This is a genomic window from Kribbella sp. NPDC050241 (genome assembly GCF_044459685.1).
In the GTDB taxonomy this organism is placed as follows: Bacteria; Actinomycetota; Actinomycetes; order Propionibacteriales; family Kribbellaceae; genus Kribbella.
Map to the genome: position 1 here is coordinate 1 of NZ_JBITJE010000001.1, position 14,183 is coordinate 14,183.

Sequence of the window (14,183 nt, forward strand, 5' to 3'; positions counted from 1 at the left end):
GGAACGACCGATCACACCCGTTCGCCTGGACCAAGACCGCCGACCAGATCCTCAAGAAAGCCAACCGTCAGAAGACCTCAGACGCGCGGCACTAGCACGTCTGTCACCTCACTTCGCGAAGGCCGTTGCCGACGACAACACTCGCCGATTGCGTGCTTCGACACGAACTTTGTGCGCGTGTCGCCAAGAAATTATCCGGTCCCTCGGGCATCCTCATAGCGCGGCGGAATCCCTTCTGCACAAGGATTTTCGGCATTTGTGCGCCGCTTTGCGACCAGGACGCCTTAACCTGCGGACGTTTCGGGTGCTTTACGTACGCACCAAGTGTTGTCATCATCGTGACGACGAGGAATCCACCGTGGTTTTCCTCAGCCGCACCAAGGAGGCAGAGTGCCAGCCAAGAAGGCAGCCGCAGGGAAGGCGACAGCCAAAAAGGCTTCTCCCGCCAAGAAGACTGTCGCGAAGAAGGCCAGCGCCGCAAGGACGACGTCCGCGCGCAAGGTCAGCGCAGCGAAGAAGACAGTGACGAAGAAGGTGAGTGCGGCAAAGAAGGCGCCAGCCAAGAAGACGGCCGCGAAGAAGACCACTGCTGCGAAGAAGACGACCGCAGCGCGGAAGACGACGGCGAAGAAGGCTCCGGCCAAGAAGGTCGCCGCGAGGAAGACGACCGCGAAGAAGACCGTCGCGAAGAAGGCGCCGGCGAAGAAGACCACGGCCCGCAAGACGGCCGCGAAGAAGACCGTGGCCCGCAAGACGACGGCGAAGAAGACCGTCGCGAAGAAGGCTCCGGCTCGCAAGACCGCGGCGAAGAAGGCTCCGGCCAAGAAGGTCGCTGCCAAGAAGGCCCCGGCGAAGCGGACCGCCGCCAAGAAGGCGCCCGCCCGCAAGGTCGCGGCGAAGAAGGCCCCGGCCCGCAAGGCTCCGGCCCGCAAGACCACCGCGCGGCGGGTCACCCGCTGAGCCCGGCGTCCGCACTCGCGCGACGTCGACGAAACCAAGACCGAGGGGCACCACCGAGATCGGTGGTGCCCCTTGGTGCGTGTTCATTGCGCAGCGCCGTGTCAGTAGTGCGTCGTCAGGTGCGCGGTGTCAGTTGCGGTCAGTCGTCGTCCCATTTGGGGTCGTTGTCCCAGGCCTCGTTGCGTTCCTGGACCTTCTCCAGTGCCCGAGCAGCTTCCTCGGGGGAGTTGTACGGCCCGAGCCGGTCGCCGGCCTTCTCCCCTTGGTACGGCTCGACCTTGCCGGTCTTGACGTTGTAGTACCACTCGTTGCTGTGATCGTCGCTCATCTGGATGACCACCTCCTGGGAGTCTTGTCGCAGCTCACTAGAATGATCTCACCATGTCGACTATCACTCCCGGCATCATCTCGCCGCGCCGCGAAGTACCCGCATCCATCCCGCGCCCCGAATACGTCGGCAAGCCGTCTCCGACGCCGTACGACGGTTCGTACGTGACCGCGCCGGAGTTGGTGGACAGGATGCGCGTCGCGAGCAAACTGGCCGCGCAGGCCTTGCAGGCGGTCGGTGCGGCGGCGAAGCCTGGTGTGACCACGGACGAGTTGGACGCTATCGGCCACGAGTATCTGATCGAGCGCGGTGCGTACCCGTCGACGCTCGGCTACCGCGGTTATCCCAAGTCGCTGTGTACGTCGGTGAACGAGGTGATCTGCCACGGCATCCCGGACGACCGTCCGCTCGAGGACGGCGACATCGTCAACGTCGACATCACGGCGTTCCTCGACGGTGTGCACGGCGACACCAACGGGACGTTCCTGGTCGGCGACGTCGACGAGGAGAGCCGGCTGCTGGTCGAGCGCACGCAGGAGGCGCTGAACCGCGGCATCAGGGCAGTCAGGCCGGGCCGGAAGGTCAGCATCATCGGGCGGGTGATCGAGTCGTACGCCAAGCGCTTCGGGTACGGCGTGGTCCGCGACTTCACCGGCCACGGGATCGCCACGGCATTCCACTCCGGCCTGATCATCCCGCACTACGACGACGAGCGTTTCGACGACGTGATCGAGCCCGGCATGACGTTCACCATCGAGCCGATGCTCACCCTCGGCACCTACGACTACGACCTCTGGGACGACGGCTGGACCGCCACCACCAAGGACAAGTCCCGCACCGCCCAGTTCGAACACACCCTGGTAGTCACCGACACCGGCGCCGAAGTCCTGACCCTCCCGTGACCGTCACACAGTACGAGCACGCCCATCTTCCAGGCGTGCTCGCACTGTGCGAGGCATCGACCTCGTCACTGATGAGGCTTCGGACTTCTACGCGTCGCTCCCGCATCGCACGTTCAAGGGCTTCCGGATCTACCCGTCGTGAAAGCCGAACCTGCGGTAGAGCGTGAGGGCAGCAGTGTTGTCGTCGTCGACGCGGAGCGCCACTGTGTCCGCGGAGCAGCCGCTCAACAGCAGTCGGGCGATGCCTAGCCGCCGATGCGTCGGCGCGGTGAACAACTCGATGACGAACGCGCAGTCCGGGGTGTCCGGCCATGGTGCACGCTGGACGACCAGGATCGCGCCGACCATACGGTCACCGACGAGAGCCAGCCGGCTCAGCCGCGGATCGAGCACCCCGTAGGCGTCCTCGAAGGTCAGCGCGATGTCCTCGATCGCCTCCTGTTCGGACGCCGACGCCGCGCCGGGCGGATAGGCCTCGAAGTACAACCGGCCCAACGCCGCTGTGTCCGCCGCCACGGGCGGACGCAGCACAACACCCTCGACCCGCGGCGCCTCGACCGGACCGGCCGGACGGACGAGGGTCAGCATCGGTGGCGTCATCGGTTGGAGGCGCCCCGGATGAACGTCGCGATGTCTTCGGACTGCTGGACGCGCGACGGGTCGTGGACGTACATCATGTGACCGGCCGGGTAGTACTTCGTCTCGATGTTGCCGAGCAGTTCGGCGGGGAGTTGCAGGCGACCAAGGGTGTGTTCGGTGGCGAAGTACGGCGTCGCGCCGTCGTAGTGACCGCAGGCGACGTGCACCTTGAGATGTGGGTTCACCCGCATCGCCTCGGCGAGCTTCTCCGCGACGGTGATCTGCTGACCCTCGAACTCCTTGTACGACCAGTTCTTCGCCGCGTCCATGCTGAGGATCTCGTACGGCAGGTCGTTCTGGTAGCCGAGCTCCACCCGCACGTAGTGGTTCAGCGCCGCCGTGTACGGCCCGATGATCGCGCTGAACGACGGGTCCTTGGCCGGCGTCTCACCGGCGTAGTCCGCCTCCCAGCCGGTGAAGCGGCCGTCCAGCCGGCCGACGGTCTGCCGACGGGACCGCAGCACCTCGCCGAAGAACCGCATGTGCTCGATCCGCAGATTGACCCGGTCGATGTAGTCCTCGGTCAGCCCGGTCAGGGCCGCGATCCGGCCGACCACCTCGGCCCGGAAGTCCTCCGGGATCCGGTTGCCCTGGGCAAGCGCATTCGGGTAGCGCCCGGCCGCGAACCGTTCCGCGTCGGCGAGCACCTCCTCGAGCGTCCGGTCCGGCATCAGGCCGTGGTAGTGCGCGATGGCGGCGTACGTCGGCAGGTAGAGCGTGTACGGCAGATCGTTGCCCGGCGTGAAGTCGAGTGTGCCGAACTCGAGCACGGCGGAGATCAGCATCACGCCGTTCAGGTACATGCCGTAGCGCTCTTGCAGATGCGATGCGAGTCCGGCGGCGCGCGTCGTACCGTAGGACTCGCCGGCCAGGAACTTCGGCGACATCCAGCGTCCGTTGCGCGACGTCCACAACCGGATCACCTCGCCGACCGACTCCAGGTCGCGGGTGAAGCCGTGGTAGTCGCCCGGCTTCTCGCCCTCGACCGCGCGCGAGTAGCCCGTCGACACCGGGTCGATGAAGACAAGATCGCTGTGCTGCAGCAGGGTCTCCGCGTTGTCCACCAGCCCGTACGGGGGGGGCGCGAGCTCACCCGCGTCGCCGGAGACCACGCGGCGCGGACCCAGCAGTCCCAGATGCAACCAGATGCTCGACGAACCCGGCCCACCGTTGAACGCGAACGTCACCGGCCGCTCGGCCGCATCGGCGCCGTCCAAGGTGTACGCGGTCAGGAAGACCTCGGCCTTCGCCTGATGCCCGTCGAACTTGCCGTCGGTCAGCACCTCCTGCTTCAGCACGATCCGTCCCGTGGTGGCGGTGTACTGCAGTTCGCGCCCCTCGATGGTCAGGGTGTGCTGCGAGGTGACAAGGTCGTCGGTCGGCGTCGCCGGCTTCTTCTCGTCCGTCGCGTCGGTCGTGGACTCGGTGGTCTCATCCTTGGCCATGCCGAGCACCCTAATCGACGCACCGGCCGTACCGAGGGCTGTCTGTCGACCAAACCGTGCTGCGGTGATCCGCGATCCGGAGCGCGGGCAGCACTAGCCTGTGGGCATGGCGACGATTCTGCATATCGCGTTCGTGGAGCACTGGGAGGCTGCGCAGGAGGCCGGCAGCTATCGGTGGTCGACGCGGGGCAAGTCCCTCGATGACGGGGCGACGTTCATCCACGCGTCGCGGCCGGAGCAGGTCGCCATGGTCGCGAATTTCGTCTACGACGACGTGGCCGAGCCGGTGTGCCTGCTGGTGATCGACACCGGGCGGCTGGTGTCCGCGCTGTGCGACGAGGACCTGGACGGGATCGGCATCAGCTTCCCGCACATCTACGGCCCGCTGAACCTGGACGCCGTCGTCGACGTCCGCCCGTACGAGCGAGGCTCCGACGGGCGCTGGCCGGAAGTGTCCGCCGAGGCCGTATCCTGAATTGAGGAACGGGTCGGTCGGGCGATCGCGTCGTCCGCGACAGCGGGCGCCGAGGAAAGTCCGGACTCCACAGGGCAGCGTGGTGGGTAACACCCACCCGGGGCAACCCGCGGGACAGTGCCACAGAGAACAGACCGCCAGCGGCTTCGATGAACCCCGTGGTTCATCGGAGTGCGGGTGAGGGTGAAACGGTGGTGTAAGAGACCACCAGCTCCGCAGGTGACTGCGGAGGCTCGGTAAACCCCACGTGGAGCAAGGCCAAGAAGGGCGGTGGGCAACCACCACCCGCGCGAGCGTTCGAGGGCTGCCCGCCCGAGCTCGCGGGTAGGCCGCTGGAGGTGCCCGGCAACGGTCACCGTAGATGGATGATCGCACTCGACAGAATCCGGCTTACATGACCGGCCCGTTCCCTCACCAGCCGAAGGATGCCGCCGTGGCCCGGAACAGCAACTGGTGGCCGACAGCACAGCATGACCTGTCTCAGGCCCCCACGAGGTGTTGCAGACCCCGGGACTCGCCTGGAGCAGCCCGCGCTGGATGCTCTCAACAGAGCTGCCGCCGCGCGGCGGCAGCTCTTTGCGGGTGTTCCTCAGAAGGTGTGTTCGTCGGCGGGGAAGGTGCCTGCGGCCACGTCGGCGGCGTAGGTGGTGGCTGCTGCGGTGAGGATTCCGCGGAGGTCGGCGTACTGCTTGACGAAGCGCGGCATGGTGCCGGACCGTAACCCCGCCATGTCCTGCCAGACCAGCACCTGGGCGTCGGTGTCGCGGCCGGCTCCGATGCCGATGGTGGGGATCGTGACGCGCTTGGTGATTTCCGCGGCGACGTCGCCCGGGACCATCTCCAGTACGACGGAGAACGCGCCGGCCTCGGCCAGTGCGACCGCGTCGTCGATCAGGCCGGCGGCCTGGTCGCCACGACCCTGCACGCGGTAGCCGCCAATGCTGTGCTCGCTCTGCGGTGTGAAGCCGATGTGCGCCATCACCGGGATGCCGGACTGGGTCAGCTTCTCCACCATCGGTACGACGGTCCGGCCGCCCTCCAGCTTGACCGCGTGCACGCCCGCTTCCTTCATGAACCGGACGGCGGTGTGGAACGCCTGCTCGGGCGACGCCTGGTACGAACCGAACGGCAGATCGGCGACAACCAGCGCCCGGTCGACCGCACCCGCGACGGCGCGCGCCAGCGGGATCAGTTCGTCGACGGTCACGCGCAGCGTGGTGTCGTAGCCGAAGACGTTGTTCGCGGCGGAGTCGCCGACCAGCAGCACCGGAATGCCGGCCCGGTCGAAGATCTCGGCGGTGTACTGGTCGTACGCCGTCAGCATCGCCCACTTCTCGCCGCGGTTCTTCATGTCCCGCAGGTGGTGGATGCGGTACCGCCGCGGCCGCTTGCCGGCCTCACCGGGGCCACCGCCGTCGGACGGCTTATTGTCCGCCGGCGCCACCGGGGCGCCGAGCGCGGACGAACCGGCGCTCGCCATGGCCTGCGCCCTGCGGGCAGCGCGGTGCGAAGCCGTGTGCTCGTTCGCCACCTGGCTGGGGGCGTCCTGCTGGACGTCCGCACGCCGCCGCGCGCCGACCGACGGCTTCGGCTCGTTCATCGGTGCGTTGCTCTCGTACTCCGCACTCGGATCCGACAGATACCTGTTGTCCTGCTTGCTGCCCGAGTCCTGCTGGTAACCCTCGATCGACTCCGGCATGTACGCCGTGATGGTCGGGGTGTCCACCGTGTGGTTGGCCGGGGGAGTGGCAGGCGTACTCGGCCGGTTCTGTTGTTGTTGCTGCTGGCCTTGAGGCTGCGCGGGCGGAGCCGGGGGCGGCGGCGTCGTCGGAGTCTGACCAGACGGCTGGTGTGAGCTGATCCCGTTGCTCAACCCATTGCTGAGTCCGTTGCTCTGAGCCGGACCGTTCGATGGAGTAGGGCCTTGCGCAGGCGCCTGGCCGCTCCAGTTCGCGTTGCTGGTCCCGTTCGAGCTGTGCGGCCCTTGAGGCCGCTGCGTCAGCCCGTTGCCGGCCTGCGGGGGTGCAGGCGGCCGCTGCGGTTGCGGCTGCTGACCGGCCGCCGGTGGCTGCGCCTGCCGGTTCGGCGGCACGCCGTTGCTCCCCGGGCCGAACGGGCTCGGGCGGCCCTGCTGCGGCGGAGGAGTCTGCTGAGGCTGCGCAGGCTGCTGCGGACGGAACGGGTTCTGCTCCGGGTACGCCGGCTGTCCGTACGACGGCTCGTCGGCGCGGGACTGCTCGCGCTCCCCGTAGTGCTCAGGCCGCTGCGGCTGATCGCCGTACTGGCGGCTCTGCGGCTGGTCGCCGTACCGCTGCTGCTGGGGTTGCTGCGCCGGGGGCGGCGGCACCGCGGGCAGGTACGGCGGCTTGGGTACGTAGGGCTGCTGGGGCACCGGGCCGCGCTCGTAGGACCTGGGGGCGTTCGGCAGCGACGGCGACGGGTCGAGACCGAGGCCGTTGGCCCGGTCCCGCCACGAGTCGTTGTCGTAGTCCGAGCGGCGGTGCTCCTCGGTTGTCCGGTTCTTCGGTCCGGTCCCGTACGGCGACGGCAACTCCTCGTCCTCGCCCTGGGTACCGGCCGACAGGAAGTTGTCAACCATGCCTTCATCGTCCCACCGTTGCGGAGGGTGAGCGCCACCGGCTGTGCCTGAGTGATCGCTCACACCGTCGCCGGGCGAGCCGGACCGACCCGTGGGCTCTTCAGGAGCGCCCCACGGGGTGTCATTGGATGGGCGGTACCGCCAGGAATCGCTCAGTGCTCGGCTGCCTTCCGTGCGTCCTCACGCCATGCATTGGTGATCGGCAACCGGCGGTCCCGGCCGAAGGCCTTGTGGGTGATCTTCGGGCCCGGTGGGTACTGCCGGCGCTTGTACTCCGCGCGATCGACGAGCTGGATCACCTTGCTGACCAGCTCGGTCTCGAATCCTGCCGCGACCAGCTCGGCGCTGCCGCGGTCCAGCTCGACGTAGTCGTCCAGCATGTCGTCGAGCAGGTCGTACGGCGGCAGCGAGTCGGTGTCCTGCTGCCCCGGCCGCAGCTCGGCCGACGGTGGCTTGGCGATCGCGTTCTCCGGGATCGGCGGCTGCTGGCCGCGCGCCTTCGCGTCCGCATTGCGCCACTTCGCCAGCCGCCAGACGAGGGTCTTCGGTACGTCCTTGAGCGGGGCGTAGCCGCCGACCGCGTCGCCGTAGATGGTCGAGTAGCCGACGGACAGCTCCGATTTGTTGCCACAGGCAAGAACCAGGTGGCCGTCGGCATTCGACAGGCCCATCCAGATCACCGCGCGGACCCGGGCCTGCAGGTTCTCCTCCGCCAGGCCGGTCAGGCCGAGCGTGTCGATGAACGGCTGCACCATCGGCTGGATCGGCACCACCCGGTAGTTCAGACCGGTCCGGGCAGCGAGCTCGGCCGCGTCGTCCTTGGAGTGGTCGCTGGAGTACACGCTCGGGTTGGAGATGCCGAACACATGCTCGGCGCCGACCGCATCACAGGCGATCGCGGCCACCAGCGACGAGTCGATGCCGCCGGACAGACCGAGCAGGACGGATTTGAACCCGTTCTTCTGCACATAGTCGCGCAGTCCGGTCACGATCGCGCCGTACATCTCGGCCTCGTCGGACAGCCGCGGCGCGACCGCGGCCGCGATCGGGTCGTACGCCGCCAGGGCCTCGTCGTGGATGACCGTGTGGACGATCTCGATGCCCTCGTGGGTGCCGGCCGGCGTGCCCGTCGGGGCCGCCAGCTCGAGGTCGACCACCATGCTGCCCTGCTCGAACTGCGGGGCGCGGGCGAACACCTTGCCCTCGGCATCGGCGATCAGCGAGTCGCCGTCGAAGACCAGCTCGTCCTGGCCGCCGACGAGATTCACGTACGCCAGCGGGCAGCCGGCCTCGCGGGCGCGGCGACGGACCAGTGCGCCGCGAACGTCGTCCTTGTTGGCCTCGTACGGCGAGCTGTTGATGACGAGCAGGAGCCCCGCACCAGCGGCCTTGGCGGCGGCGACCGGGCCGCCGTCCTGCCAGAGGTCCTCACAGATCACCACAGCGACGTCGACGCCGTGGATCCGGACCACCTGCAGCGTGTTGCCGGGGACGAAGTGCCGGAACTCGTCGAAGACGCCGTAGTTCGGGAGGTGGTGCTTGACCGCGCTCGTGATCACGCGGCCCTGGTGGATCACGGCCGCGGAGTTGGTCGGGGAGCCCTTCGGCCGGCCGAGCCGGTCGATGCCCATCGCCGTACCGGTCGCGCGGTCGAGGTAGCCACAGACCACCACGATGTCGCCGAGCCCTTCGTCGGCCAGCCGCTTCGCCAGGTCCTGGATCCGGGCCTGCGACGCGTCTACGAACGACGCTCGCAGGGCCAGGTCCTCGACCGGGTAGCCGGTCAGCGCGAGCTCCGGGAACGCCACGACATGCGCACCACGCTCGGCCGCGTTCCGCGTCCAGGCAACGAGCTTCTCCGCGTTGCCGTCGACGTCACCGACGGTCACATTGAGTTGAGCGAGCGCTACCCGAAGCTGAGGCACGAGAGCACATTACTGGTTACCCCGGCTCTTGCGAGAGTCCGCTGTACTTCCGGACCAGCCGGAGGTTCCGCTGGACCGGATTCATCGCGTCCACTGTGAGGTGCTCGCGGGTCAGCCGCGGGTACTCGACCCGCATCCGTTCCACGTGATCCCACCCGACCTCGTGCCATCCGGGAATCCCACGCCGCCGGCCCTCCAACCGGAGCCGGTGCTCGCCTTCGTCCGTACAAACGCACTCGATCAACCGCAGCCGTGCGTCGTACTCCGTCGCCAGTTTCTCCCATCGGTCCGCCACTGTGTCGTCAACCAGACAGTCGACAATCGCCGACTGCTCGAGCATCAGCTGCCGGCGAACCAACGTCTCCAGCAGGTCGTAGTACATCGCCAGGAAGGCCGGCCGGCTCAGTCCGCCGAGTACGCCGTGTGGTTTGAGCGCCCCGAGCAACCAGTCGCCGGCGAAGACCGGAGTAGCTGCTTCGACAGCAAGTGCTTCGGCCAGCGTCGACTTGCCAGTCCCGGGCAGACCGGTGAACACGATGACCTGCTTCATCCCACCGACGGTAACCGCGTTCGCGCGACAACCAAGTCGGCGACCGGCGACCAATCGAGGGATTGGTAGAGCGGGAGTCCGTCGGGGGAGGCAGAGAGAAGACCCGTGGTCGCGCCTTGATCGATAGCGACGTCGGCCAGGGCGGACATCACGGCGCGGGCCAGACCACGGCGACGGTGCGGCGGCGCGGTGTAGATCACGTCGGCAACTGCGTCGGCTCCGAGGACTGCCATCCGTCCGCTCGCGGCGGTCTTTCCGTCGGTGCGCAGCTCGACGTCGATCAGGCCGGGCGTCGCACTGACGTCGAGCTCGTACTGTGCGGGCACCTGACTCGATTGCTGATCCGACAAGGAGATTGTCAACAATCGCTCGGTCCGGATGAGCTCGAGCGGATGGAGTACGGCGGCCACGCGCTGGCGGGACGTCGTGGCGATCTTGAGCCAGGAGCTGCCCGCAGGGTTGGCGTCGGTGTGGGCCATCCGGGCGGCTGTGGTCGCGTGCTGTTCAGTGGCGAGGTATTCGACCCGGCGGTCCGGCTCGCCGACGCGGACGACGATGACTCCGTCGACCTCGGTGTAGTCGGTCCACTCCCGCGCCACGGACCAGCCGCGCTGCCATCGACGGAGTACGTCGTCGTCCATGCGGCTCATCAAACAGCGACCAAGGTTCACCAGGCCGGGAACTTTGGGTGGATGGCGAGGCGGCTACGGCTCGGTTCACTCAGGGGTATGGCGAACCAAGGTGGGCCGACCGGGCTGGGGGAGCGGGCGCTGGGACCCGATCTTGCGCGGGGTTTCATGCTGCTGTTCATCGCGCTGGCGAACTCCCACTACTTCGTCTACGGGACGCGCGTGTTCGGCGGCTTCCCGATGGACGGCTCGAGTGCCGACCGCGTGGTGGGGATGGTGCTGTCGACCTTCGTCGACGGCCGCGCGTTCCCGATGTTCGGGGTCCTGTTCGGGTACGGCGTCGCGCAGATCGTCCGGCGGCAACGGGAATCCGGCAAGGAATGGTGGCCGATCCGGACGTTGCTGTGGCGCCGGAGTCTCGTCCTCATCGTGCTCGGCTTCGTGCACGCGATGCTGCTGTACATCGGTGACATCCTCGCGGCGTACGGCGTACTCCTCTTCCTTGGTGTCTGGGCCCTGCGCTGGAAGGACCGCTGGCTGTTGATCGTCGCAGCGCTGGTCTTTGTCCTCACCGCATTGCCGAGCGACGACTCGCTGGCCACTGCGTCCGACGCCAGCGATCCCTCGATGCTTCCTCCGGACTTCCTGGGACAGTTCGGTGACCGGATCGTCGTGCAGCCGTTCATCGCCTTGCTCGGCTGGATCGGGTTCGTCACGCCGTTCCTGGTCGGTCTGTGGGCCGGCCGCCGGCGCATCCTCGAACGGCCGGCCGAGCACCTGACCCTGCTGCGTACGACGGCAGTCGTCGGCCTCACCGTGGCAGTCGTGGGCGCACTACCGGTGTCGCTGGTCGTCGGCGGCGTGATCGACCAGCCGAGCGGCGAAGCGCTCACCCGGCTCGGTCCGCTGCATGACGCATCCGGTGTCCTCGGCGGCTTCGGGTACGCCGCTCTCAGCGTTCTGATCGCGCTCAAGCTGCGCGATCGCCAGGACCGGATCACCCTGGCGATCGCTGCTGCCGGCCAACGGTCGCTGACCTGCTATCTGTCCCAGTCGGTCGTGTGGGCCGTGGTCTTCACGCCGTACCTGCTCGATCTGTCCCGCACGTTCTCCACCACCACGACGGCACTCCTCGCGGTCGCGACCTGGCTGGCGACCGCATGGATCGCCGACAGGATGCGGCGCGCGAGCTACCGCGGTCCGTTCGAGATCCTGATCCGGAGGGTGACCTATCAGCCGAGGAGGACCGCGGCCACCCGGTCGCGGAGCTCGGGCAGCCTCGCGTAGAAAACGTCACCCGGGCACTGGGTCGAGTTGTAGTCCCGGTGCCCGACGATCGCGGCATGCGGATCGAGGCCGTACGTCGTACACAGCCAGGCGCAGGTCAGCACGGACATGTCGAACAGGGCGGTCGGCACGTTCTGGCTGACGTAGATGCCTTCGTGCTCGATGCCGATCGTGTGGCTGTTCTGGTTGGCGGTCTGGGCGCCGAGGACATTCTGCCCGTTCCTGATCGAGGACAGCGACTTGCTGCGGCCCTCCATCAGATAGCCGCCGCGGCTGATCGTGAGCTGCTGGCCGGAGTCGATCCAGCCGTTGGTGTCCATGTGCAGGTCCTGGATCCAGTGCGACACGGCGTACGCCGCCGCCAGCGAGTAGTCGGTGACGTTCGGGCTGGCGGTGTGGTGGATGACGATGTGGTCGGGTGCGCCGATCACCTGGGTGGCGGACTTGGGCGGGCGGGCCGACCATTCGGTGCGCGTGTAACAGCGCGGCGCGGGGGCGGCGTGCGCTGCCGTGGTCGAGACGGCGATGCCGCCGATCAGCACCCCTGAGGCGGCAGCGCCGCGCAGGACAGTGCGCCGGGACATCCGGGCAGGTTGGAAATTTTCTGGGGCGGTCATGGTATAGAAAATTCCCTACCGCCGAGCTGCCGAAACCGGTCTGGTCTAATGACGGTCGTGACAGATGGGCAGGAGCGGGCGGGGGACGCCCGGCTGGGGAAGGTCGGCAAGGGCGTACGGGTGGCCGTCGCCCTGGTCGGGATCGGCCTGCTGATCAACGGGTCGGTGCGCGCCACCGACGACGCGTGGCCGTTCGGCCCGATGTCGCAGTACGCGATGTCAGTGCCCGACGACGCCTCCATCACCTACACCCGGATCAGCGCGCAGACCGATGCCGGAACGACGGTCGACGTACCGCTGAACATCGAGGGCGCCGGCGTCGCGCGGGCCGAGATCGAGGCCCGGACCGGGGACATCGTCAAGGACCCGTCGCTGCTGCAGCAGGTCGCGGACGGGTGGGCGAAGAAGCACCCGGACAAGCCGAAGTACGTGAAGCTCGAGTTGATCCGTGACACCACCCAACTGGTCGAGGGCCGGGTCGTAGGACCGCCGGCACCGGAGGTCCTGGCCACCTGGGAGGTGCGCAAGTGAGCGCCCGCACCGCCGCCGTCCGCGCCGCGAACTGGTTCACCCCGGCCATCGCGCTCGCCCGGGTGGCGTGGTTGCGGACCGTCCTCTATCTGTTCGTCATCGTGGACATGCACGCCTTCGTCCGCGACACCCGGCTGAAGGGCGAGCATCCCGGGCTCTACCAGCCGTTGCTCCTGGCCCGCATGTTCGATCTCCCCAAGCCCACGGTCTTCAACACGACCGCCTTGTACGTCGTCCTGATCGCGGCCTGCCTGGTCGGCGCGTCGAACTACTTCCCGCGGATCGCCGGCTGGATCGTGGCGCCGGCGTTCACCTGGTGGGTGCTGATCGGCATGAGTGACGGGAAGGTCGACCACGATCACCTTGCGCTCGTGATCGCGTTGTGGGTCCTTCCGACCGTGAAGGCCGGTCGCGGCGGACGCGCGTCGTACAACGATCAGACGCGATCGGAGTCGGCCGGTTGGGTGATCCGGTGTGTGCAGATCTGCGTGATCGCGACGTACTTCCTTTCCGCGATAGCGAAACTGCGCAGTGCCGGATGGGCGCTGACCTGGCCGGGGAGCGCCGTACTGACGTGGGCGATCGTCCGGCGGCCGCATCCGGTCGGGGAGTGGTTGCTGCACCATCCGTGGATGCTGCACGTGATGCAGTGGGTCGGGATCACCGCGGAGTTCCTGTCCCCGGTCATCCTGTGGCTCAAGGGGCGGTGGCAGTTGCTCGGGGCCCTGTTCTTCCTCGGGTTCCACGCGGCGAACACCGCGATCCTGCTGATCCACTTCCTGCCGACCGTGGTCTGCTGGCTGGCGTTCGCGCCGATGGAGCGGATCGTGCCGTGGTTCCAGCGGCGGCGGGCCTCAGACAGCGACGCCGGAGAGGCCGAAGACCAGGCCGAAGATGGCCGGGAGGCCAAGGAGCAGGCCGGCGCGTAGCCGGAACCGGCGGCCGCCCGGTCCGGGAGTCCGCACGACCCGGGACAGCACCGCTCCGGCGTACCCGAAGACCAGGGCGGCGAGCAGGATCTCCTTGGTCGGCAGGTCGTCGGCGTTGTGGTGGGTCAGCCCGAGCGTGACCAGCCCCGGGCAGCAGAACGCGAACATGCCGAATCCGAGCTCCGGGACGGGCAGCCAGCGCCGTCCGAGGACGTCCTGCTCGGCGGTGCGCTTCCGCCGGATCGTCTGGACGAATCGCGCTGTGCTGAGCAGCAGGTCGCTGGCGCAGAGGGCCGCTGCCACGATCAGCGCCACGTGGTACCCGGCGCCGAAGATCGTTTGCACGACAGACACGGTAGGCCCTGGC

General features: G+C 68.0%; 15 protein-coding genes and 1 other RNA gene. 7 read left to right on the forward strand and 9 right to left on the reverse strand.

The genetic code is table 11. The features are described from left to right. The first annotated feature begins 390 nt into the window (after positions 1 to 390). Entirely contained in the window at positions 391 to 960 is a 570-nt protein-coding gene (locus ACIBG5_RS00005; RefSeq protein ID WP_360447855.1) for a histone H1-like repetitive region-containing protein, read from the forward strand. 139 nt (positions 961 to 1,099) lie between these two features. Here the strand turns inward: ACIBG5_RS00005 and ACIBG5_RS00010 are convergent, their stop codons facing one another. Then, positions 1,100 to 1,288 (reverse strand): hypothetical protein, encoded by a 189-nt coding sequence (locus tag ACIBG5_RS00010; RefSeq protein WP_360447853.1) that lies wholly within the window; start codon positions 1,286 to 1,288, stop codon positions 1,100 to 1,102. Between the two features lie 53 nt (positions 1,289 to 1,341). On the opposite strand from ACIBG5_RS00010, the gene map reads away from it, so the two are divergent. Continuing rightward, positions 1,342 to 2,190, forward strand: a complete 849-nt coding sequence (map, locus tag ACIBG5_RS00015; protein ID WP_396389202.1) for a type I methionyl aminopeptidase — start codon at positions 1,342 to 1,344, stop codon at positions 2,188 to 2,190. 129 nt (positions 2,191 to 2,319) lie between these two features. On the opposite strand, the gene ACIBG5_RS00020 is transcribed toward map, so the two are convergent. Together ACIBG5_RS00020 and ACIBG5_RS00025 are read right to left on the reverse strand one after the other, a co-directional pair. After that, the gene (locus tag ACIBG5_RS00020) at positions 2,320 to 2,778 is read right to left on the reverse strand and encodes a GNAT family N-acetyltransferase (RefSeq protein WP_396389203.1); all 459 of its coding nucleotides are present in this window, start codon (positions 2,776 to 2,778) and stop codon (positions 2,320 to 2,322) included. Positions 2,779 to 2,786: 8 nt separating this feature from the next. Next, positions 2,787 to 4,274, reverse strand: a complete 1,488-nt coding sequence (locus ACIBG5_RS00025; RefSeq protein ID WP_396389204.1) for a S10 family peptidase — start codon at positions 4,272 to 4,274, stop codon at positions 2,787 to 2,789. 106 nt (positions 4,275 to 4,380) lie between these two features. Here ACIBG5_RS00025 and ACIBG5_RS00030 point away from each other — a divergent pair, with 106 nt between their 5' ends. After that, complete coding sequence (locus ACIBG5_RS00030; protein WP_396389205.1) at positions 4,381 to 4,749, forward strand: DUF952 domain-containing protein; 369 nt, start codon at positions 4,381 to 4,383, stop codon at positions 4,747 to 4,749. A gap of 9 nt (positions 4,750 to 4,758) precedes the next feature. Then, an RNA gene (gene rnpB, locus ACIBG5_RS00035) (RNase P RNA component class A) lies at positions 4,759 to 5,159 on the forward strand. 179 nt (positions 5,160 to 5,338) lie between these two features. On the opposite strand, the gene panB is transcribed toward rnpB, so the two are convergent. The 4 genes from panB to ACIBG5_RS00055 form a co-directional block, all read right to left on the reverse strand. After that, complete coding sequence (gene panB, locus ACIBG5_RS00040; RefSeq protein WP_396389206.1) at positions 5,339 to 7,348, reverse strand: 3-methyl-2-oxobutanoate hydroxymethyltransferase; 2,010 nt, start codon at positions 7,346 to 7,348, stop codon at positions 5,339 to 5,341. 152 nt (positions 7,349 to 7,500) lie between these two features. Further along, positions 7,501 to 9,273 (reverse strand): NAD+ synthase, encoded by a 1,773-nt coding sequence (locus ACIBG5_RS00045; protein ID WP_396389207.1) that lies wholly within the window; start codon positions 9,271 to 9,273, stop codon positions 7,501 to 7,503. Between the two features lie 16 nt (positions 9,274 to 9,289). Then, positions 9,290 to 9,823 carry an AAA family ATPase gene (locus ACIBG5_RS00050; RefSeq protein ID WP_396389208.1) on the reverse strand — a complete coding sequence of 178 codons (534 nt, stop codon included), beginning with the start codon at positions 9,821 to 9,823 and terminating at the stop codon, positions 9,290 to 9,292. Beyond that, complete coding sequence (locus ACIBG5_RS00055) at positions 9,820 to 10,464, reverse strand: GNAT family N-acetyltransferase (RefSeq protein ID WP_396389209.1); 645 nt, start codon at positions 10,462 to 10,464, stop codon at positions 9,820 to 9,822. Before ACIBG5_RS00055 ends, ACIBG5_RS00050 begins: the two co-directional genes overlap by 4 nt. Before the next feature lie 87 nt (positions 10,465 to 10,551). Between ACIBG5_RS00055 and ACIBG5_RS00060 the strand changes: the two genes are divergently transcribed. Further along, positions 10,552 to 11,739: a DUF418 domain-containing protein gene (locus tag ACIBG5_RS00060; protein ID WP_396389210.1), complete on the forward strand. Its 1,188-nt coding sequence runs from the start codon at positions 10,552 to 10,554 to the stop codon at positions 11,737 to 11,739. On the opposite strand, the gene ACIBG5_RS00065 is transcribed toward ACIBG5_RS00060, so the two are convergent. After that, complete coding sequence (locus ACIBG5_RS00065; RefSeq protein WP_396389211.1) at positions 11,685 to 12,323, reverse strand: peptidoglycan recognition family protein; 639 nt, start codon at positions 12,321 to 12,323, stop codon at positions 11,685 to 11,687. The two genes, ACIBG5_RS00060 and ACIBG5_RS00065, sit on opposite strands and share 55 nt — an antisense overlap. Before the next feature lie 81 nt (positions 12,324 to 12,404). Between ACIBG5_RS00065 and ACIBG5_RS00070 the strand changes: the two genes are divergently transcribed. Together ACIBG5_RS00070 and ACIBG5_RS00075 are read left to right on the forward strand one after the other, a co-directional pair. Continuing rightward, positions 12,405 to 12,887 (forward strand): hypothetical protein, encoded by a 483-nt coding sequence (locus ACIBG5_RS00070; protein WP_396389212.1) that lies wholly within the window; start codon positions 12,405 to 12,407, stop codon positions 12,885 to 12,887. Continuing rightward, entirely contained in the window at positions 12,884 to 13,816 is a 933-nt protein-coding gene (locus ACIBG5_RS00075; RefSeq protein WP_396389213.1) for a hypothetical protein, read from the forward strand. Before ACIBG5_RS00070 ends, ACIBG5_RS00075 begins: the two co-directional genes overlap by 4 nt. On the opposite strand, the gene ACIBG5_RS00080 is transcribed toward ACIBG5_RS00075, so the two are convergent. After that, positions 13,742 to 14,161, reverse strand: a complete 420-nt coding sequence (locus ACIBG5_RS00080; RefSeq protein ID WP_396389214.1) for a hypothetical protein — start codon at positions 14,159 to 14,161, stop codon at positions 13,742 to 13,744. The two genes, ACIBG5_RS00075 and ACIBG5_RS00080, sit on opposite strands and share 75 nt — an antisense overlap. Between the last annotated feature and the right edge of the window lie 22 nt (positions 14,162 to 14,183).